Annotated in this window: 18 protein-coding genes; 10 read left to right on the top strand and 8 right to left on the bottom strand. The window is 72.4% G+C overall.

Annotation, left to right across the window (positions count from 1 at the left end; all coding sequences use genetic code 11):
• Positions 1-12 precede the first annotated feature (12 nt).
• Positions 13-876 carry an NmrA family NAD(P)-binding protein gene (locus SCAB_RS01990; RefSeq protein ID WP_041668840.1) on the bottom strand — a complete coding sequence of 288 codons (864 nt, stop codon included), beginning with the start codon at positions 874-876 and terminating at the stop codon, positions 13-15.
• 72 nt (positions 877-948) lie between these two features.
• Between SCAB_RS01990 and SCAB_RS01985 the strand changes: the two genes are divergently transcribed.
• Both SCAB_RS01985 and SCAB_RS01980 read left to right on the top strand, forming a co-directional pair.
• Complete coding sequence (locus tag SCAB_RS01985; RefSeq protein ID WP_049875833.1) at positions 949-1362, top strand: winged helix-turn-helix transcriptional regulator; 414 nt, start codon at positions 949-951, stop codon at positions 1360-1362.
• Positions 1363-1497: 135 nt separating this feature from the next.
• Positions 1498-1785, top strand: a complete 288-nt coding sequence (locus SCAB_RS01980) for a CBU_0592 family membrane protein (RefSeq protein ID WP_012998370.1) — start codon at positions 1498-1500, stop codon at positions 1783-1785.
• A 13-nt stretch (positions 1786-1798) separates the two neighbouring features.
• On the opposite strand, the gene SCAB_RS01975 is transcribed toward SCAB_RS01980, so the two are convergent.
• The 3 genes from SCAB_RS01975 to SCAB_RS01965 form a co-directional block, all read right to left on the bottom strand.
• The gene (locus tag SCAB_RS01975) at positions 1799-2365 is read right to left on the bottom strand and encodes a hypothetical protein (RefSeq protein ID WP_012998369.1); all 567 of its coding nucleotides are present in this window, start codon (positions 2363-2365) and stop codon (positions 1799-1801) included.
• Between the two features lie 130 nt (positions 2366-2495).
• A complete protein-coding gene (locus SCAB_RS01970) occupies positions 2496-2960 on the bottom strand; it encodes a cyclic nucleotide-binding domain-containing protein (protein WP_012998368.1) in 465 nt (154 codons plus the stop codon).
• Between the two features lie 173 nt (positions 2961-3133).
• Positions 3134-4846 carry a SulP family inorganic anion transporter gene (locus SCAB_RS01965; protein WP_041668838.1) on the bottom strand — a complete coding sequence of 571 codons (1713 nt, stop codon included), beginning with the start codon at positions 4844-4846 and terminating at the stop codon, positions 3134-3136.
• 395 nt (positions 4847-5241) lie between these two features.
• On the opposite strand from SCAB_RS01965, the gene SCAB_RS01960 reads away from it, so the two are divergent.
• The 3 genes from SCAB_RS01960 to SCAB_RS01955 are packed head-to-tail and all read left to right on the top strand — an operon-like array spanning position 5242 to position 7223.
• Positions 5242-6147, top strand: a complete 906-nt coding sequence (locus tag SCAB_RS01960; protein ID WP_041668836.1) for a universal stress protein — start codon at positions 5242-5244, stop codon at positions 6145-6147.
• 27 nt (positions 6148-6174) lie between these two features.
• Positions 6175-6339, top strand: a complete 165-nt coding sequence (locus SCAB_RS47245; protein WP_012998365.1) for a hypothetical protein — start codon at positions 6175-6177, stop codon at positions 6337-6339.
• A gap of 5 nt (positions 6340-6344) precedes the next feature.
• The gene (locus SCAB_RS01955) at positions 6345-7223 is read left to right on the top strand and encodes a universal stress protein (protein WP_041668834.1); all 879 of its coding nucleotides are present in this window, start codon (positions 6345-6347) and stop codon (positions 7221-7223) included.
• Between the two features lie 17 nt (positions 7224-7240).
• On the opposite strand, the gene ppk2 is transcribed toward SCAB_RS01955, so the two are convergent.
• Positions 7241-8044 (bottom strand): polyphosphate kinase 2, encoded by an 804-nt coding sequence (ppk2, locus tag SCAB_RS01950; protein WP_037724926.1) that lies wholly within the window; start codon positions 8042-8044, stop codon positions 7241-7243.
• Positions 8045-8094: 50 nt separating this feature from the next.
• Here ppk2 and SCAB_RS01945 point away from each other — a divergent pair, with 50 nt between their 5' ends.
• The 4 genes from SCAB_RS01945 to SCAB_RS01930 all read left to right on the top strand — a co-directional run bounded on the left by SCAB_RS01945 (position 8095) and on the right by SCAB_RS01930 (position 14440).
• Entirely contained in the window at positions 8095-10473 is a 2379-nt protein-coding gene (locus SCAB_RS01945) for a phosphoketolase family protein (RefSeq protein WP_012998362.1), read from the top strand.
• 188 nt (positions 10474-10661) lie between these two features.
• Positions 10662-11729 carry a zinc-dependent alcohol dehydrogenase family protein gene (locus tag SCAB_RS01940; protein WP_012998361.1) on the top strand — a complete coding sequence of 356 codons (1068 nt, stop codon included), beginning with the start codon at positions 10662-10664 and terminating at the stop codon, positions 11727-11729.
• Between the two features lie 142 nt (positions 11730-11871).
• Positions 11872-12564 carry a response regulator gene (locus SCAB_RS01935; protein WP_012998360.1) on the top strand — a complete coding sequence of 231 codons (693 nt, stop codon included), beginning with the start codon at positions 11872-11874 and terminating at the stop codon, positions 12562-12564.
• Between the two features lie 142 nt (positions 12565-12706).
• On the top strand, positions 12707-14440 hold the full coding sequence (locus SCAB_RS01930; RefSeq protein ID WP_012998359.1) for a GAF domain-containing sensor histidine kinase: 1734 nt from the start codon (positions 12707-12709) through the stop codon (positions 14438-14440).
• 307 nt (positions 14441-14747) lie between these two features.
• Here SCAB_RS01930 and SCAB_RS01925 read toward each other — a convergent pair whose 3' ends face one another.
• Positions 14748-15029 carry an SHOCT domain-containing protein gene (locus SCAB_RS01925; protein ID WP_037725059.1) on the bottom strand — a complete coding sequence of 94 codons (282 nt, stop codon included), beginning with the start codon at positions 15027-15029 and terminating at the stop codon, positions 14748-14750.
• 38 nt (positions 15030-15067) lie between these two features.
• On the bottom strand, positions 15068-15514 hold the full coding sequence (locus tag SCAB_RS01920; RefSeq protein WP_012998357.1) for a DUF6325 family protein: 447 nt from the start codon (positions 15512-15514) through the stop codon (positions 15068-15070).
• Positions 15515-15665: 151 nt separating this feature from the next.
• On the opposite strand from SCAB_RS01920, the gene SCAB_RS01915 reads away from it, so the two are divergent.
• Positions 15666-16994 (top strand): hypothetical protein, encoded by a 1329-nt coding sequence (locus tag SCAB_RS01915; RefSeq protein WP_210647430.1) that lies wholly within the window; start codon positions 15666-15668, stop codon positions 16992-16994.
• On the opposite strand, the gene SCAB_RS46185 is transcribed toward SCAB_RS01915, so the two are convergent.
• Positions 16981-18942, bottom strand: coding sequence for a PAS domain S-box protein (locus SCAB_RS46185; protein ID WP_012998355.1), 1962 nt, complete (start codon positions 18940-18942; stop codon positions 16981-16983). The genes SCAB_RS01915 and SCAB_RS46185 overlap by 14 nt on opposite strands.
• Positions 18943-18951 lie beyond the last annotated feature (9 nt).

The raw sequence follows: 18951 nt of genomic DNA, 5'->3' as shown, positions 1-18951 counted from the left end.
GCGTGTGCAGGATCAGCCGATCAACTCGGCGCGGTGCGCCGCGAAGTAGTCGACGACGGGGGTGGCCGGCCGACCGGTGAGCCGTTGGACGGCGTGCGTGGTCATGTCGTACCAGCCGTCGCGCTTTGCCCTGCCGGCGGCACTCCACGCGTGGGCGAAGTGTTCGGGGAACCCCTGGTCCATGAGCCGCTGGGGGTGTGCCGCGTCGGGTACCTCCTCGTGGCGTACGGGGCGGCCGGTGGCCTCGGACAGCGCGGCGGCGATGTCGGCGTCGGTCACGGCCTGCGGCCCGGTGACCTCGAGGATCTCTCCCCGGCTGCCGCCCTCGGCCAGGACGGCGGCGGCCGCCGCGGCGCTGTCGTCGCGGGTGAGGTGGCCGATGCGTCCGTCCCGGCTGTTGCTGGGCAGGACTCCGGTGGCCACCGCCCGAGGGGCCACCCCGACCAGGTTCAGCATCTCGGCCCACACGTTGAAGCGCAGCACCGTGAACGGCAGCCCGGATTCCACCAGCAGCCGTTCGGTGGCCCCGTAGTCGGGGACGAGAGGATTGGGGTGGCCCGGGTCGCCGGCGCGCGTGAGGGAGGTGAACACGACGTGGCCCACGCCCGCCTTCACGGCGGCGTCGATCGCTCGGACGTGCTTGGGCAGCCGGTCGTCCGTACCGATGCTGACGATCAGCAGCCGTTCCACGCCGTCGAGGGCCCGGGCCAGCGCGTCCGGTTCGTCGAAGTCGGCATGGCGCGTGCGCACGCCCAGGTCGGCGCACCTGTCCGGGGTGCGGGACAACGCCAGGACGCGGCCGGCGTCGGTGCGTCGGACGAGGTGACGGACGGTCGAGCTGCCCAGATTCCCCGAGGCTCCGCTGACTGCGATCAAGAGAGGCTCCTCTGTCGTGTGTGTAGCCTGAGGATCGGTCATGGCGCATCGGTCTCGTCAGAAGGCACATTGATGTCACCCCTCCACGAAGCTGCGGCGGACCGGCCCTTCGCCGGTGTCGCCGTGCCGGTCACGGTCGATGATCACGAGAGGTGTCCGGCTACGGCGCTGCTGCGCCGGATCGGTGACAAATGGAGCCCGGTGTTGCTGTCGTTGCTGGCGGAGCGCAGTCACGGCTTCAACGAGCTCGACCGGTCGGTGGAGGGCCTCAGCCGCCGCATGCTGGTGCGCACGCTGCGGTCACTGGAACGTGAAGGACTCATCAGCCGGACCCTTCACGACGAGACACCTCCACGGGCCGAGTACGCGCTGACCGACCTGGGGCGTTCACTGCGAGAACTCCTGGTCACGATGGGGCAATGGGCCGTCGCCCACGAGGCCGAACTGCTGACGGCACGCGCCCGATACGACGCCGCGCACGTTTAGCCGGACTGTAGTCTCACTTCAGAAAGACTCGCTTGTCGTACAGCTGCACTGCACGGATGATCGAGCCGTGAACGACAACGACGAGAACGACGACACGGGCCGGGCCCGGGCCGTCATCGACCTCGCGCCCCCGCCGTGACGACCGCCGAGACGGTCATCACCGCCGCTGGCTGGTGCGGGGCCGGGCTGCTCCTGGCCGCGTACGCGATGGCCTCGACCGAGCGGATCGCCGGCGGCGGCCGCGCGTTCCAGCTGCTGAACCTCTTCGGCGCCACGGCGCTGACCGTCAACTCCGGCTACCACCAGGCATGGCCCTCCGCCCTGCTCAACACGGCCTGGATCGCCATCGGCCTGACCGTACTCGTCCGCCGCCCGCCCCAGGCCACCGAGACCCCACCGGGACGCGCCCCCGAGGTGCCGTGACCGTGTCCTGCGTTCAGGGGTCGGGGTAGACCATGCGTGGCGGCCCTGCAGGCAGGAGACCGCGCCAGGGGTAGTCCGGCACGGGTGGTCGGCGGGCCGCTTCCTTGTTTCGCCAGTCCAGGAGGGCGTTCAGTACCGCCTGCAAGTACTGGACCACGTCCAGGAGCATGACGTCCACGTTCACGCTCGCTGCGGGGCCCTGTTGGTTCTGATCCTGGTCCCGCATGATCCGCAGGGCCTCGTGCAGCAGGTTGTAGAAGTCTTTCACCGCGTGGAATATCGGGGGCTCGGTCAGCGCGGAGATCCTCACGATGCAGATGTGGCCGAAGGCTCCGGCCGACTGCCACAGCGCCCGCCAGTCTCCTCGGGGAGTCTCCCAGGGATGAGGTCTCAGGGCGTCCTCCAGGACCAGCAGCGCGTGGCCGATCGCCTCGGCGGCCTCGTAGGCGAGCTGTTCCCGTGCGACGTTCCGCTCGTGCCGGCGGGTGCCGTAAAAGGTCCCCACCGCGAGAGCGCCCGAGAGCATCGAGCCGAGGAGCGCCGATCCACTGCCGTCCCAGAATCCGGCCGCGATGTGCACGCCCCCTCCAAGCGGTCGCCGACTCTGGCATGCTTCCCCGCACTTGGCGTATTTACCCGGTGGGGTCTTTGCACCGGGACGGGAGGGGACGGCGCAGGCGGACGAGCCACGCTTTCGCTTCGAGCCGGTCTCAGCGGGCACCACCGCCGCCGTAGGGGGCGTACAGGTCCAGCAGCCGTGTCCGTGCGGCCTGGAGGCGGTGGGCCAGCACCTCACCGACCCACAGGCCGACGGCGCGGCCCATGGCCGGGTCCTCCTGGCACATCAGACGGACGGCCGTGGCGTCGAACTCGTACGCCCGCACCGGCGTCGTCGCCTCGGCGCCCAGATGCCACACGTGCGGGCTGAACAGCCAGGACCAGCCGACGAGTTCGTTGTGCCGGAGCGACTCGATGACGGCCGGCCGACGGCCCGGCACCCGCATGTCGAGGTCGACCGTGCCCGTGCGGACGATCCAGAAGCGGTCGGCACGGCTTCCCTCCTCGAACAGCCGCTCCCCTTGCGTGAACGCCACCTCACGGGCGACGCGCATCAGCCGCTGCCGATCCTCGGCGGGCAGCGCCCGCAGCATGCTGGGCGTGGGTGTGGTGATCATGGCGCGCCTCCAGGCGGTCTACCGGAACTGCCGTGCCCAGCCTGTGCCCCGCCGCTCCCCGCCGCCATGGGCCGTCCGGCCCCTCGCGCGGGCCGGTCGGCACGCCGGAGGAACCGCCCGGCCCACGGTGCGACGGTTTCGGGCCCCTCGCCCGCGTCGGCCCGCACCTCCGCCTACTGGTCAGGGTTCCGGTCGCGGTACGCGGCCACCGCCGTCGGCAGCGTCGGGAAGATGTGCTCCGTACCGACCGAGTCCAGGAGGCCGTACGCCTTCAGGTCGTCCAGCAGGTCCTGCTTGACGCGGGCGAGGGCGAACACGATGCCGCGGCGGCCCAGTTCACGGCGCAGTTCGTCGACGGCGTCCAGGGCGGTGATGTCGACCTCCACGTTCGCCTCGGTGTTGAGGACGAACCAGTGGACCTCGTCGGTCTGGTCGTCGACGGCGGCCAGGGCGCGCCGCAGGAAGTCCTCGGCGTTGGCGAAGAACAGCGGGGAGTCGTAGCGGTAGACCAGCAGACCGGGGATCGTGCGGGCCGTCGGATGGTCGTCCACGTCGTGCATGCCCGCCAGCCCCGGCACCAGCCCCTGGACGGCGTCGTGCGGCCGGGCCACCCGCGTCAGCAGCTCGGCCACCGACAGGCCCACCGCGACCAGCACGCCGTACAGGATGTCCAGGGCCAGCACACCGGCCAGGCAGCCCAGGGCGAGCAGCAGTTCGCGGCGGCGGAACGCGGCCAGCCGGCGGAATCCCGCGAGGTCGACCATGCGGACGGCGGCGTAGACGACGAGCGCGCCGAGCACCGCGGCGGGCGTGCGGGTGAGCAGCGGGCTGAGCAGGAGCAGGACGGCGAGGACGGCGGCACCCGCGACCAGGGAGTACGCCTGGCTGCCGGCGCCCGCCGAGGAGGCCAGCGCGGTCCGGCTGGCGCTGCTGCTCACCGGGAACCCGTGCACCGCGCCCGCGCCCAGGTTGACCGCGCCGAGGGCGAGGAACTCCTGGTTGGCGTCCAGGGCAGGGCCCTCGCCTCGCGGGCCGTCGAACGCCCGGGCGGTCAGGATGCAGTCGGTGTAGGCCACCAGCAGCACGCCCAGCGCGGGCAGGACCAGCTCGGGCAGCGCGCCGAGGTCCGGTGCCGCGAGGCCCGGCAGCCCCGAGGGCACCTCGCCGATCACCGCGAGACCGTACCGGCCGTCGAGGTTCAGCACCACCACGGCCGCCGTGCCGAGGACGACGGCCAGCAGCGGCCCGGGCACCGCGCGAAAGCGCGCCACCGAGAAGAGGAGCACGAGTATGGCCGCCGAGAACAGGACCGTCGGCACGTCGGCCTCGCCCAGGTCGGTGAGGAAGGACCACAGCTGGGCGAAGAACGCCGAGCCGGTGGTGTCCACCCCGGTGAGCTTGGGCAGCTGATCCACCGTCATGATCAGCGCGACTCCCGCCAGATAGCCGATGAGCACCGGCCGGGAGAGCAGGTCCGCGAGGAATCCCAGGCGCACCGCCCGCGCCAGCAGGCACAGCAGTCCGACCGTCATCGCGAGGGTGGCGGCCAGCACGGCGTACCGCCCGGGGTCACCGGCGGCGAGCGGGGCGACCACCGTGGCCGTCATCAGGGCGGTCGTGGACTCGGGGCCGATCGACAGCAGCCGCGAGGAACCGAACACCGCGTACAGCGCCAGCGCGGGCAGGATCGCCCACAGCCCCGCGACCGGCGGCAGCCCCGCCACCCCGGCGTACGCCATGACCTGCGGAACAAGGTACGCCGCCACGGTCGCCCCGGCGATCAGATCGCCCTTGAGCCAGGCCCGCCGGTAGCCGAGGAGGGCGACGAGGCCGGGTGCGAGGCCACGCCACACCGGACCAACCCGCAGGTCTCCGCCGAGTTTCATGCCGTGCCCTTCTCCGCTGCCCACAGGTCCTTCGACGGCCCGCCCGGCGGCGGGACGAGTGAGGGCATCACACCACGTCCGGAGCCCGTCCGTGGGGAACATCGTGCACGCGCGGTCCGCTCGGCCTCGGACTCGCCCGCACCGCCACACCGCCGCACCGCCGCAGCGGCGCCGCGCGTCACCGCCGCCGCCTGCGCCGTGCCTACGGCAGAGGGGCGGGCGGGCCTCATGAGCAGGCCCCGGCCCCGCCCGGACGCCGGACAGGGCCGTTCGGCCCTCCGCAGGGACCTGAGGCCCCTGCTCAGGGCCCGGCGGACGGAAGAAGCTGGAAGCGGTACCCCGGCGCCCCCGCTCGAACCTGTCGATCCGTACCCCGACCCCACAAGGTGGAGATCATGAACCGCACCGTCACCGTCGGTCTCGACGGCTCCCACGAGAGCCGCTCGGCAGTCGAGTGGGCGGCCCGCGAGGCGCAGCTGCTCGGTGTGCCGCTCAAACTGGTCCACGTCTGGGAGCCCGTCCCGGATCCGATCGCCCAGGCACCCCTGCTCGGCACGGAGACCCAGCAGCACTGGACCGGGCGGATCCCCCGGGAGGCCGCCGAGGGCATCCGCCTGCGCCACCCGGGACTGGAGGTCGTCTCCGAGCACGTCTCCGGCCGGCCCTCCGAGGTGCTGCACGACGAGGCCGAGGACGCCGCTCTGCTGGTCCTGGGCTCGCGCGGACTGAGCGGCATCGGCGGCTTCCTGGTCGGCTCCGTCGCACTCGCGGTCGTGGCCCGCGCCGAACGGCCGGTCGTCCTGGTCCGCGCCGAGGAACTGGCCTCGGACGAGCACGAGACGGACCCCGCCGGCATCCCGTCCGCGACGGCACCCTTCCGGCCCGTCGTCCTGGGCCTCGACACCGACAGCCCCGACGCGGAACTGATCGAGTTCGCCTTCGCGGCCGCCGCCCGCCGCGGCACCACCCTGCGCGTGATCCACGGCTGGAACCCGCCCCCGTACTACGCCTACGGCCTCGCCGCCGACCTCGAACTGCACCGCGCGCTCGCCCGCCAGGAGCGCACCGCCCTGACCGAGGCCCTGCGCCCGTGGCGGGAGAAGCACCCGGACATCGAGGTCAGCGAGGAATGCCCCTTCGGCACCCCCGGCCACCACCTCGCCGACGCCTCCCGCGAAGCCTCCCTGGTCGTGGTGGGGCGCCGGATCCGCCGGAGCCCCTTCGGCTCCCACATCGGCCCCGTCACCCACGCCGTCCTGCACCACAGCTCCGCACCCGTCGCCGTCGTCCCCCACCACTGACGCCGCGACCGGAGAGGAGGAGAAGCCATGAAGACAGCGGTCGTCGGAGCCCGCCACGAGCCCCTGGCCCGCCACGAGCCCCTGGCCGTCCGCGCGCCCCGCCCGCCGTCCGCGGTCGCCGACCGCCTCGACGAGGTGCCGCGCGGCCGGGTCCGGGACAGAATCGGGTTCGACCTCGGTGCGGGACGGTGAGCGGGATGACAAAGGACCTGCCGGTCGTCGTCGGCGTGGACGGCTCCGGGCCGAGCCTGCGGGCCGTGGACTGGGCCGCCGACGAGGCCGCCCTGCGCGGGGCGCCGCTGCGGCTGGTGTTCGCCTCGCTGTGGGAGCGGTACGAGGGGGACGCGCTCGCCGACGACCTGGGCGAGCCGTCCGAACGGACGCGGATCGACGCGATCATGGAGACCGCGGCCCGGCGCGCCCGGCTCCGTCGCCCGGAGGTGAGGGTCACCACCGACGTGGTGCCGGAGGAGCCCGAGTACACCCTGCTCAGGGAGAGCCGTACGGCCTCCCTGCTGGTGACGGGCACCCGGGGCCGCAGCAGTCTCACCGAGGCGCTGGTGGGGTCGGTGAGCCTGACGGTGGCCGCTCACGCCCACTGTCCGATGGTCGTCGTACGCGGCAGCCACGACAACCGGGCCCTGCCCGCCGCCCACGGCCGGATCGTCGTCGGCGTGGGCGAGGGGCCCGCGTCCGCGGCGGCGGTGGACTTCGCCTTCGGCGAGGCAAGGCGGCGTGGCGCCGAGGTCGAGGCGGTCCGGGCCTGGCGGCGCCCCGCCCACACGACCACCGACCATCCCCTGCTGGCCGGGGAGGCTTCCCGGCCGCACGAGGAGCGGGCCGCGCACGGTCTGGAAGCGGCTCTTCAGGACGCCCCCGACGACGTGCGGCTGCACCGCCGTACCGTCGAGGGTCACGCCCGGACCGTGCTGGCGGGGGCCTCCCGGGACGCCGACCTCCTGATCGTGGGCGCCAGGCGCCGGCCCCGGCACTTCGGGCTCCAGCTCGGCCGGGTGACGCACGGCGTGCTGCACCACTCCGCCTGCCCGGTGGTGATCGTGCCCGAGCGGGAGTGAGCGCGGTGACCGGCCGCTCAGAGACCCGCCGCGTGATCCGGCACGTAGGTCCGCAGATCGCGCGGCGGACGCTCGTAGCCGGTCGACGCCGGGCGCTCGGGCAGCTCGAGCACCGGCGGCGGCACCTCGTGGTACGGCACCGACGCCAGCAGATGGGCGATCATGTTCAGCCGGGCCCGGCGCTTGTCGTCGCTCTCGACCACGTACCAGGGCGCCTCGGTGAGGTCGGTGTGCACCATCATCTCGTCCTTGGCGCGGGAGTACGCCTCCCAGTGCGTGAGCGACTCCAGGTCCATCGGCGACAGCTTCCAGCGCCGCAGCGGGTCCTCCAGCCGGCGCCGGAAGCGCTCCTGCTGCTCGGTGTCGCTCACCGAGAACCAGTACTTGCGCAGCAGGATCCCGTCCTCGACCAACATACGCTCGAAAAGGGGGCATTGACGGAGGAAAAGCTGGTATTCCTCCTGGGTGCAGAAGCCCATGACGTGTTCGACGCCGGCCCGGTTGTACCAGGACCGGTCGAACAGCACGATCTCCCCGGCTGCCGGCAACTGCTCGACGTACCGCTGGAAGTACCACTGGGTGCGCTCGCGCTCCGTCGGCTTGGGGAGCGCCGCGATCCGGGCGACCCGGGGGTTCAGGTGCTCGGCGACCCGCTTGATGGTGCCGCCCTTGCCCGCCGCGTCCCGCCCTTCGAAGACCACGACCAGCCGGGCGCCCTCGGCCCGCACCCATTCCTGGAGTTTCACCAACTCCGTCTGCAGCCGCAGCAGTTCCTGCTCGTACGCCGCCCGCGACACCTTGGTCGCCTTCTTGCCGGCCATGCCGTCCTCCACCGCCCGACGACCCCCGTCGATGAGTTCCGGAGTCACCCATGACCCAGGTCGAACACCAGAACGTCACCGTACTTTCCGACGACGAGCTGCGCACCCTGGACGCCCACTGGCGGGCCGCCAACTACCTCGCGGCCGGACAGATCTACCTCCGGGCGAACCCGCTGCTGACCGAACCGCTGCTCCCTGAACACATCAAGCCGCGGCTGCTCGGTCACTGGGGCACCTCGCCGGGCCTGAACCTGGTCTACACCCACCTCAACCGGGTGATCTCAGCACGCGACCTGGACGCCCTGTGCGTCTGGGGGCCCGGTCACGGCGGGCCGTCCGTCCTGGCCGGCTCCTGGCTGGACGGCAGCTACAGCGAGACCTACCCGGACGTCACACGCGACGCGCCCGGCATGGCACGGCTCTTCCGGCAGTTCTCCTTCCCCGGCGGGGTACCGAGCCATGTGGCCCCCGAGGTGCCGGGCTCGATCCACGAGGGCGGTGAACTCGGCTACTCCCTCGCCCATGCCTACGGCGCCGCCTTCGACAACCCCGGCCTGCTGGTGACCTGCGTCATCGGCGACGGCGAGGCGGAGACCGGGCCCCTGGCCGCCTCCTGGCACTCCAACAAGTTCCTCGACCCGGTCCACGACGGTGCCGTCCTGCCGATCCTCCACCTCAACGGCTACAAGATCGCCAACCCGACGGTCCTGTCCCGCCTGCCCCAGGCCGAACTCGACGCCCTGCTGCGCGGCTACGGCCACACCCCCCTCCACGTCACCGGCGACGACCCGGCCACCGTCCACCGCGCCCTGGCCCACGCCTTCGACGAGGCACTGGACCGCATCGCCCGCCTGCAGCGCACCGCACGCGAGGACGGCGTCGCCGAACGCGCCCACTGGCCGATGATCGTGCTGCGCACCCCCAAGGGCTGGACCGGCCCCGCCGAGGTCGACGGCCTGCCCGTCGAAGGGACCTGGCGCGCCCACCAGGTCCCGCTCGCCGGGGTACGCGAGAACCCGGAACACCTCCGGCAGTTGGAGACCTGGCTGCGCTCGTACCGGCCCCAGGAGCTGTTCGGCCCGGACGGCCGGCCCGTCGCCGACGTCCTCGCCCACATCCCCTCCGGCACCAGGCGACTGGGCGCCACCCCGCACGCCAACGGCGGCCTCCTCCTCCGCGACCTCCCCATCCGCCCCCTGGACGACTTCGCCGTACCGGTGGACAAGCCGGGCACGACGCTCCACGAACCGACCCGGGTCCTCGGTGACCTCCTGGCCCGGATCATGCGGGACACCCGCTCGCGCCGGGACTTCCGGGTCGTCGGACCGGACGAGACCGCCTCCAACCGGCTGCAGGCCGTCTTCGACGCCAGCGGCAAGGCCTGGCAGGCCGAACACCTCCCGGTCGACGAACACCTCGACCGGCACGGCCGGGTACTGGAGATCCTCTCCGAACACCTCTGCCAGGGCTGGCTGGAGGGCTACCTGCTCACCGGCCGACACGGTCTGTTCTCCTGCTACGAGGCGTTCGTGCACATCGTCGACTCCATGGTCAACCAGCACATCAAGTGGCTGCGGACCTCCCGGGAGCTGTCCTGGCGGGCGCCCGTCGCCTCCCTCACCTACCTGCTCACGTCCCACGTCTGGCGCCAGGACCACAACGGCTTCTCCCACCAGGACCCCGGCTTCGTCGACCACGTCCTCAACAAGAGCCCCGAGGTCGTCCGCGTCTACCTGCCCCCGGACGCCAACACCCTCCTGTCCGTCGCCGACCACGCCCTGCGCAGCCGCGACCTCGTCAACGTGATCGTGGCCGGCAAACAGCCCTGCTTCGACTGGCTGTCCATGGACCAGGCCCGCGCCCACTGCGCGCGCGGAGCCGGGATCTGGGAGTGGGCGGGCAGCGAGAACGGCGGCGAACCGGACGTCGTCCTCGCCTGTGCCGGCGACGTGCCCACCCAGGAGATCCTGGCCGCGGCGCAGCTGCTGCGCCGCCATCTGCCGCAGCTCGCCGTCCGGGTGGTCAACGTCGTCGACATGACCCGGCTGCTGCCGCGCGAGGAACACCCGCACGGGATGAGCGACTTCGAGTACGACGGCCTGTTCACCACCGACAAGCCGGTGATCTTCGCCTACCACGGCTATCCGTGGCTCGTGCACCGCCTCGCCTACCGCCGCACGGGCCACCGGAACCTGCACGTACGCGGCTACAAGGAGTCGGGCACGACGACCACGCCCTTCGACATGGTCGTCCGCAACGACCTCGACCGCTACCGGCTGGTCATGGACGTCATCGACCGCGTGCCCGGCCTCGCCGTCCGGGCCGCCGCCGTACGCCAGCAGATGGCCGACACCCGTACCCGCCACCATGCCTGGATCCGCGAGCACGGCACCGATCTGCCGGAGGTCGCCGACTGGCACTGGGCCTGACACCGTCGTGCGGCGTCCCTCAAAACGGCGGCCGGCCCGGGCCCGGCCCGTGCGCGGTCCGGTCCGGAGGGACAAGCTGGATCTGTGGGGCGAGAACGGCACCGCCCCGCGGCCGGACGGACCGGGCCCGCGCGTGGAGCAGCCGGACCGCGCGGGACCCGGCGAGACACGGAAAGGCAGGGATCGTCATGAAGGGCTTCGTGTTCCACGGCCCCGGACAGTCGTCCTGGCAGGATGTGCCCGACCCGGGGATCAAGGACCCCACCGACGTGATCGTCCGCGTCGACACCGTCACGATCTGCGGGACGGACCTGCACATCCTCAAGGGCGACGTGCCCGACGTCCGCCCCGGCACGGTCCTGGGGCACGAGGCCGTCGGTGAGGCCGTCGAGGTCGGTGGCGGCGTACGCACCGTGCGGCCCGGCGACCGTGTGCTCGTCTCCTGCATCACCGCCTGCGGCCGCTGCCGCTTCTGCCGCGAGGGAGCGTACGGTCAGTGCCTGGGCGGCGGAGGCTGGATCCTCGGGCACCTGATCGACGGCACCCAGGCCGAGTACGTCCGCGTCCCGTTCGCGGACCTGTCCGTGCACCCGCTGCCCAGCACGCTGGCCGGCGAGGAGGCGGTGCTCCTGGCGGACATCTTCCCCACCTCCTACGAGGTGGGTGTGGTCAACGGGCACGTGGGTCCCGGCGACACCGTCGCCGTCGTCGGTGCCGGCCCCATCGGCCTCGCCGCGATCGCCACCGCCCGGCTGTACTCGCCCGAGCGGATCGTCGCCGTCGACCTGGCCCCGGCCCGGCTGGAGGCCGCCAGGCGGCTCGGGGCGGACGCCGTGGCCGATGCCCGGGAGGCGCCGGAGCAGCTGGTCTCCGACCTCACCGACGGGCTCGGCGCGGACGTCGTGATCGAGGCCGTCGGCGTCCCGGAGACCTTCGAACTCTGCACCCGCATGGTGCGCCCCGGCGGACACGTGGCCAACATCGGTGTGCACGGCGAACCGGCCACCCTGCACCTCGAAGACCTGTGGATCAAGAACGTGACCATCACGACGGGCCTGGTGGACACCCGCTCCACGCCCATGCTGCTGCGGATGGCCGCCGCCGGGCGGCTGCCGACCTCGTCCCTGGTCACGCACACCTTCCCGCTGGACGGGATGGAGGAGGCGTACGACGTCTTCTCCCGCGCCAACGACACCGGAGCGCTCAAGGTCGTCCTCGGCGGACCCCGCCACGACGTCCTCGCCGTTCCGGCGTGAGCAGCCCCTGGACGAACCGCGTGCGAAACAGGGCCGACCGGCCCTGGCCGTCCGGCCCCGACACGACGAGGATCGTCGGGTGGAGGCCGATTCTGACCTCGGGGGCAGGACGGCGCGGAGTGCGGAACCGAGGAGTGGATCGATGCCGGTCAGCGAGCAGCCGGGCCCGGACGGCCCGATCCGTGTCTTCCTGCTGGACGACCACGAGGTCGTGCGCCGGGGAGTGCGCGATCTGCTGAACGACGAGCCGGACATCTCGGTGACCGGCGAGGCCGGAACCGTGGAGCAGGCCCTCGTCCGCGTTCCGGCCCTGCGCCCGCAGGTGGCGGTGCTCGACGTCCGGCTGCCCGACGGCGACGGGATCACCGTGTGCCGGGAGCTGCGCTCGCGCATGCCGGAGCTGGCGTGTCTGATGCTGACCTCCTTCGACGACGAGGAGGCCCTGCTGGACTCGATCATGGCGGGCGCCTCGGGGTACGTCCTGAAGCAGATCCGGGGCTCGGACCTGGTGTCGGCGGTGCGCACGGTGGCCGCGGGCCAGTCTTTGCTCGACCCCAGCGCCACCGCCCGGCTGATGGCCCGGCTGCGCCAGGGTCCGCAGGAGGAGCGGGAGCCCGAGGCGCTGCCGGGCCTGACCGGACGGGAGCGGGAGATCCTCGCCCTCATCGGTGAGGGCCTGACCAACCGCCAGATCGGTCAGAGACTCTTCCTCGCCGAGAAGACGGTGAAGAACCACATCTCCCGCCTGCTCGCCAAGCTCGGTGTGGAGCGCCGCGTCCAGGCCGCCGTCATCGCCACCCAGGCCCAGGACCGGCTGCGGCAGGACAGGCCGTAGCAGGCAGTGGGCGGTGCACACCCACTGACCGTGCCCCGACCGGGTCCGCCACCGTTCCCTGACGGGCCGTTACCGTGGCTCACGACAACGGCGGAACGGGCGGCTGCCGGCAGCCTGCGGGACATGTGGAGGGGCGGCACCGGTGGCGAGTGGCGAGAGGTCCGGGGAGGCTCGTGTACGGCTGCCGCAGCTGCGGCTGGACGAGTTGCTGGAGGAGTTGCAGGCCCGGCTGGACGCGGCGCGGGGGACGCGTGACCGGGTGCACAGCCTGCTGGAGGCAGTGCTGTCGGTCGGCCGGGAACTGGAGCTGCAGCAGGCGCTGCGGAGCATCGTGGAGGCCGCCGCGGTGCTGGTCGACGCGGAGTTCGCGGCGCTGGGGGTGATCGGACCGGACGGCAGGCGGCTGTCCGCCTTCCACACGGTGGGCGTGAGTGAGGAGCAGATCGCGCGGATCGGTGCCTATCCGGAAGGGCACGGGATCCTGGGGGAGTTGATCAGACATCCGGAGCCGTTGCGGCTCGCGAGCCTGTCCGAGCATCCGGCGTCGTACGGCTTCCCGCCCAATCATCCGCCGATGAGTACGTTCCTGGGGGTGCCGATCCGGGTGCGTGAGCAGGTGTTCGGCAACCTCTACCTGACGGAGAAGCGGGGCGGGGCGCAGTTCGACGAGGAGGACGAGTCGGTGCTGTCGACGCTGGCGGTGGCGGCCGGCGTGGCGATCGACAACGCGCGGTTGTACGAGGAGTCGCGGCTGCGGGAGCGGTGGCTGCGGGCCACCGCCGAGATCACCCACAGTCTGATGTCCGGCGACGGACCCGGCGAGGTCCTCCGGCTGATCGCGGAACGGGCCCGGGAGATCATGACCGCGGCGCTGGCCGTCGTCGCGGTGCCGATGGAGGGCACCGAGTCGCTCACCGTTGACCTGGCCATCGGAGAGGGCGCGCGGGCGCACCGGGGACTGGTGCTGTCCCGGACGGACCCGCTGATCGGCCGGGCCTTCACCTCCGCGTCCCCCGTCACCAGCGTGGACGTCTCCCGGGAGGAGACCGGCACGACGGGCGCGCCGCGCTTCACGGGCCTGGGGCCGGCCGTGGCCGTTCCCATCGGGTCGGGTGAGGGGACGCGGGGCATCCTGCTGCTGGCCCGCGCGGCGGGCCGCACCGAGTTCACCGAGCCGGAGATCGAGCGTCTGCAGGGTTTCGCCGCGCAGGCGGCGGTGGTCATGGAGCTGACGGAGCGCCGCCGGGACGCCGAACAGATCGCGCTGCTGGAGGACCGCGACCGGATCGCCCGGGACCTGCACGACCTCGCCATCCAGCGCCTGTTCGCCACCGGGATGACGCTGCAGAGCGCCGGCCGCTTCATCGAGCACCCGGAGGCGTCCGAGCGGGTGCTGCGGGCGGTGGACGACCTCGACGAGACCATCAAGATCATCAGATCGACCATCTTCGGGCTGCGCTCCCGAGAGGGTGCCGCCGGAGCCGGGCTGCGGGCCCGCGCGGTGCGGGCGGTCGGTGAGGCGGCGCAGGTCCTGGGGTTCGCTCCCAGTCTGCGGCTGGAGGGCCTGCTGGACACCGGGGTCTCCAAGGGGCTGGCCGACCACGTGGTCGCCGTCCTCTCCGAGTCCCTGACGAACGTCGCCCGGCACGCTCACGCCTCCCGGGTCGACGTCGTCCTGGAGGCCGATGCCTCGCACCTGTGCCTCACGGTCTCCGACAACGGGGTGGGCATCCCCGCCGGAGGCCGCCGCAGCGGCCTGCGCAACATGGCCGAACGGGCCCGCGAGGCGGGCGGCGCACTGGAGACGAGCGGGCCGCCCGGCGGCGGTACGACCCTGGTGTGGCGGGTGCCGTCGGCGCACGGACGGAAGGGGTAGGGCCCGCGGCGGGCGGCCCTGGGCCGGAGCGCCGGAGCGGGCGTGACTCCCGACGGCCGACCTTGGCCTGGCGGGAGTGCCGGAACGGGCAGGACGCCCGAGGGGCGGCCCGCCGTAGCCGCCGCGCTGGTGGCGGACGGACGTCGGCCGCGCGTTGCCGCAAGCCTGCCTCTGACGCACTCCTGGACACCGCCCGGCGGTGTGGCGCCCTCAGATCCCTCGGGCGGAGGGGGCCACGCTGCCAGCCGGTCGCCGCCGGGCGGGTACCGGCGCCGGTGCGCGGCTCTCCGGGGCCCGTGACCGGTGCTCATGCCTCCAGGAGCCTGCGCTTCTGTTCCTCGAACTCGGTCTCGGTGAGCACGCCCTGTGTCTTGAGTTCCCCGAGCTGCTTCAGCTGTTCGATCCGGTCGCCCATGTCGGGGGCCGCGGAACCCGCCGGGGGCGCGGGGGCCGGCGCGGGCGCGTCGTAGGCGTACTGCTGCTGCGCGGCCCATCGTCCTTGCTGACGGCGGTTCACACGGTTCGACACCGCGGTCGCCGTTCCGGCGACGACGGCGGTGCGGGCGACCCCGCGGATGAGACCTGGCATGACCGTTCTCCTTCTGCCGGTCGACCGACCGGCCGCTCTCACGGAGTGGATTCGGTGGCGTCCAGGGCGGCGACGAGCGCGGGCACCGGGATGCGTCCGGACGCGACCAGTTCGGCACCGCCCCGGCGCAGCGCCGCGGCGAACGGCGCGGCCCACCGGTTCTCGTAGACCAGAATCCCGGCGGAACTGCCCGGTCGCAGGGCGACGGCCGCCTCCTCCACGTCGTCCTGACCGAGGAGCCCGGACGACGCGCCCTCGAAGACGGACAGGTCGAGTTCGCCGTCGCCGGTGAAGTCGGCGATCTCCAGGCCGGTCACGGAGCCGTCGTCGTTCTTCCTGACGAACACGAGATCGAGGATCCTGATGAGGCCGCGGTCCACGAGATCGACCAGCAGGGGAAGACCCTCGCCCGTCATCCGGCTGCCGGGGAACTCGACGACCAGGTAGTCGATCGGGCCCACTTCTTCTTCGAGTGCGTCGCTCATGATGTCATCCCTGGTGCCGACGGCCGCCCCCTCAAACCTCCCCCACGGACCCATTGCATCACCGGGCCACGGCACCCGCACGCCGACCGCCGTTCACCCGCTCGGCGCTCCCGGATGGCGCACCGCCCGCCGGGCGAATCTGCTGGTCACCATGAGTGACACAGGTGGTGAGGAGCTCTCCGCCCGGGAGCGCAGCGAACTGGATCAGCTCCGGCACCGGGTGACGGCTCTGGAAGGCACCCGGTCCGGGCGGCATCACCCGTTCCGGTCGTTCGGCGCGTTCCTGCTGATCCTGCTGGCCGCGATCCTCTCCCTGCTGTCCGTCGTCGCCGTGTGGGCGAACAGCATCGTGCAGGACACGGACCGCTACGTCGCCACCGTCGGCCCGCTCGCCTCGAATCCCGATGTGCAGCGGGCCGTCACCAACCGGGTCACCGACGCCGTGCTGGACCGCGTCGACGTGGACGCGCTGGTCGCCCAGCTGACGGACGCGGCCTCCCAGCAGGGGGTGCCGCCGAAGGCCGCCGACCTGCTGAAGAACCTGGACGGCCCGATCGAGAGCGGGCTGCGGCAGCTGGTCAGCAGCACGGTGGAGCGGGTGGTGTCCAGCAGCGCCTTCGAGAAGGTCTGGGTGCAGGCCAACCGCAGGGCGCACGCGGCCGTGGACGAGGCCCTGACCGGTGAGTCCGGCGGTGCCGTCGCGCTGAAGGACAACCAGGTCGTCGTCGACGTCGGCCCCATCGTCCAGCAGGTCAAGGAGAAGCTGGTCGACGCCGGGTTCGCGCCCGCCGCGAAGATCCCGGACGTGAAGACGGACTTCGTGGTCTTCGCCTCGAAGGACATCGGCGAGATCAAGAGCTATGTACGGGTGCTGGAGATCCTCGGCGGCTGGCTGCCCGTCATCGCGCTCCTCGTCGCCGCCGCCGGTGTGTACGTGGCCTTCAACCGCCGGCATGCCGTGATCGGCGCGGGTCTCGCGGTCTTCCTCGCCATGCTGGTCCTCGGCATCTCCCTGACCGTCTTCCGCGACATCTACCTCGACCGGCTGCCCCCGGGAACATCCCAGGCGGCGGCGGGGGCCGTGTACGACGCCGTGGTCAAGTTCCTGCGGGCCGGGACGCGAGCCCTGGGCGCTACGGCCCTGTTCGTCGCCGTCGCGGCCTTCCTCGCCGGACCGTCCCGACCCGCCGTGCTGGCGCGCACGGGCTGCCGCAGGAGCATCGGCGCGCTGCGCGACGTGGCCGCCTCGGCCGGGTTCCGCACGGGACCGGTCGGCCGGTTCGTCCATCGGTTCAAGCACTGGATCGGCGTCGCCATCCTGCTGATCGCGGCGGTGGTTCTCTTCACCTGGACCTATCCGACCACGGCCGTCGTGGTGTGGACCGCGGTGATCACGCTGGCGGGCTTCGCGATCCGTGAGTTCCTCGACGACTCCTCCGCACCGCAGGCCCGCCCGGACCGCCCGGCTACGCCAGCTTGACGGTGAACCAGGTGGTCTTTCCGTCGTCCGTGGGGCGTACCCCCCAGTTGTCGGACAGCGCGCGGACCAGATGAAGCCCACGCCCCGACTCCTCGTCCTCGGCCGCCAGACGGGGCTGGGGGAGCTGCGGACTGCTGTCGCTGACCTCGACCGTCAGGTCCGTGGCGGTACGGCACACCCGCAGGCCGACCGGGCCCTCGGCATGCTGGACGGCGTTCGTCAGGGTCTCGGAGAGCAGCAGCAGCGCGTGGTCGGCCGGCTCGGCGACCTCCCAGGAGGCGAGAGCCTTGGTGAGGAACGCGCGGCCCTCGGGCACCGAGGAGGGCACGGCGGGCAGATCCGTGGTGACGGACGCGAGCGGAGCGGCCGGCAGCTGTGCGAGGAGCAGCGTGACGTCGTCGTTGTGGCTCACGACGTCGGGCAGCAGCCGGGCGAGCACGTGGTCGGCGGCGGCCTCCAGACACGAGTCGCGGAGGAAGAACCCGTCGAGGCAGGAGACGAGTTCGCCGATGTGGTCGTCGATGTCGCTGCCGGGCGTCTCGACCAGCCCGTCCGTGTAGAGGACCAGCGTCGCTCCCGGCGGGATCTCCTCACAGGACTGCTGGTAGAGGATGCCGCCGACCCCGAGGGGCGCGTTGACGGGGGTGGTGAGCCGGCGGACGCCGTCGCCGGGCGAGGCGACCAGAGTCGGCAGATGGCCGGCCGAACAGGCGGTCACGGTGCCCGTGTCCGGGGCGACGACCAGGTAGCAGCAGGTGACGAGCTGGTCGGGGACGTCGAGGTCGGCGACACAGGTGTCGAGGGCCTGCATCAACTGACGGGGCTGCATACCGGTCTTGGCGAGGGCGTGCGCGGCGGACCGCAACTGTCCCATCACGGCGGCCGCCTCCAGACCGCGGCCCATGACGTCGCCGATCAGGACGCCGACCCGGCCCGCGCCCAGCGGAACGAGGTCGAACCAGTCGCCGCCGACGCCCGCGCCCTGGGTGGCGGGCCGGTAGCGGCTCGCCGTGGCCAGCCCGGCGATCGCGGGCGGGGTCCCCATCAGGCTGCGCTGCAGGGTGAGCGCGATGTGCCGCTGCTGTTCGTACAGGGCCGTGAGTTCGGCTTCCGCGCGCTTGCGGTCGCTGATGTCCCGCACGATGGCGCAGGCGCCGACGACCGTGCCGTCGGTGTCCCTGGTCGGCCACAGCGTGACGTCGACGTCCAGCAGCCCCCCGGCCCGGGTGACCCGCAGCGTCTCGAAGTGCTCGACCTTCTCACCCCGCCGCAGCCGCTCCATGAGCGCGCTGATCTCGTCCCTGCGGTCCGCCGGGGCGAGGAACGACATGTGGCGGCCGATGGCCTGCTCGGCGGTGTAGCCGTACAGCCGGTGGGCGGCGGCGTTCCAGTAGGTGATGTGGCCGTCGAGGGTCTTGGCGAGGATCGCGTCCTGGGAGGACTCGACGAGCGCGGCGAGTTCGTTGATGCGCCGCTCGGCGGCCTTGCGGTCACTGACGTCACGGACGGCGGCGGACACCAGCAGTCCGTCGGCGGTCTCCAGCGGACTGAGGCTGATCTCGACCGGGAACTCGGTGCCGTCCCTGCGCAGGCCGTGCAGTTCGAGTCCGGCGCCCATCGGGCGCACCTGGCGGTTGGCGGCGTAGCCGACGCGGTGGCGGGTGTGATGCTCACGGAACCGGTGCGGGATGAGCAGCTCGACCGGCCGGCCCAGCAGTTCCTCCCGCCGATAGCCGAACAGGGCCTCCGTCTGCGCGTTGACCAGCCGGATGGTGCCCGTGTCGTCGACGATGACCATGGCGTCCGGCGCCGCCTCCAGCAGCCCCCGGAACCGCTCCTCGACCACACTCGGTCCGCCCTCGTGATCCGGTCGCGCACCGCAGTGGCAGCACTCCCGGTCGGTGGCCTCGGCGCGCCGCGCCTGCGCCACCGGGACGAAGTTGTCCATGCCCGCCCC

Origin of the sequence: Streptomyces scabiei 87.22, assembly GCF_000091305.1 — a bacterium.
Lineage (GTDB): Bacteria > Actinomycetota > Actinomycetes > Streptomycetales > Streptomycetaceae > Streptomyces > Streptomyces scabiei.
This window is presented reverse-complemented; position numbering and strand designations above follow the sequence as displayed.

What these genes read in the sequence shown, in the direction of transcription:
- SCAB_RS01965 (WP_041668838.1), bottom strand. Translation starts at nt 4,846, where the DNA reads ATGAAACTCGGCGGAGACCTGCGGGTTGGTCCGGTGTGGCGTGGCCTC.
- SCAB_RS01940 (WP_012998361.1), top strand. Translation starts at nt 10,662, where the DNA reads ATGAAGGGCTTCGTGTTCCACGGCCCCGGACAGTCGTCCTGGCAGGAT.
- SCAB_RS46185 (WP_012998355.1), bottom strand. Translation starts at nt 18,942, where the DNA reads ATGGACAACTTCGTCCCGGTGGCGCAGGCGCGGCGCGCCGAGGCCACC.
- SCAB_RS01960 (WP_041668836.1), top strand. Translation starts at nt 5,242, where the DNA reads ATGAACCGCACCGTCACCGTCGGTCTCGACGGCTCCCACGAGAGCCGC.
- SCAB_RS01920 (WP_012998357.1), bottom strand. Translation starts at nt 15,514, where the DNA reads ATGAGCGACGCACTCGAAGAAGAAGTGGGCCCGATCGACTACCTGGTC.
- SCAB_RS01915 (WP_210647430.1), top strand. Translation starts at nt 15,666, where the DNA reads ATGAGTGACACAGGTGGTGAGGAGCTCTCCGCCCGGGAGCGCAGCGAA.
- SCAB_RS01955 (WP_041668834.1), top strand. Translation starts at nt 6,345, where the DNA reads ATGACAAAGGACCTGCCGGTCGTCGTCGGCGTGGACGGCTCCGGGCCG.
- SCAB_RS01925 (WP_037725059.1), bottom strand. Translation starts at nt 15,029, where the DNA reads ATGCCAGGTCTCATCCGCGGGGTCGCCCGCACCGCCGTCGTCGCCGGA.
- SCAB_RS47245 (WP_012998365.1), top strand. Translation starts at nt 6,175, where the DNA reads ATGAAGACAGCGGTCGTCGGAGCCCGCCACGAGCCCCTGGCCCGCCAC.
- SCAB_RS01935 (WP_012998360.1), top strand. Translation starts at nt 11,872, where the DNA reads ATGCCGGTCAGCGAGCAGCCGGGCCCGGACGGCCCGATCCGTGTCTTC.
- SCAB_RS01945 (WP_012998362.1), top strand. Translation starts at nt 8,095, where the DNA reads ATGACCCAGGTCGAACACCAGAACGTCACCGTACTTTCCGACGACGAG.
- SCAB_RS01985 (WP_049875833.1), top strand. Translation starts at nt 949, where the DNA reads ATGTCACCCCTCCACGAAGCTGCGGCGGACCGGCCCTTCGCCGGTGTC.
- ppk2 (WP_037724926.1), bottom strand. Translation starts at nt 8,044, where the DNA reads ATGGCCGGCAAGAAGGCGACCAAGGTGTCGCGGGCGGCGTACGAGCAG.
- SCAB_RS01970 (WP_012998368.1), bottom strand. Translation starts at nt 2,960, where the DNA reads ATGATCACCACACCCACGCCCAGCATGCTGCGGGCGCTGCCCGCCGAG.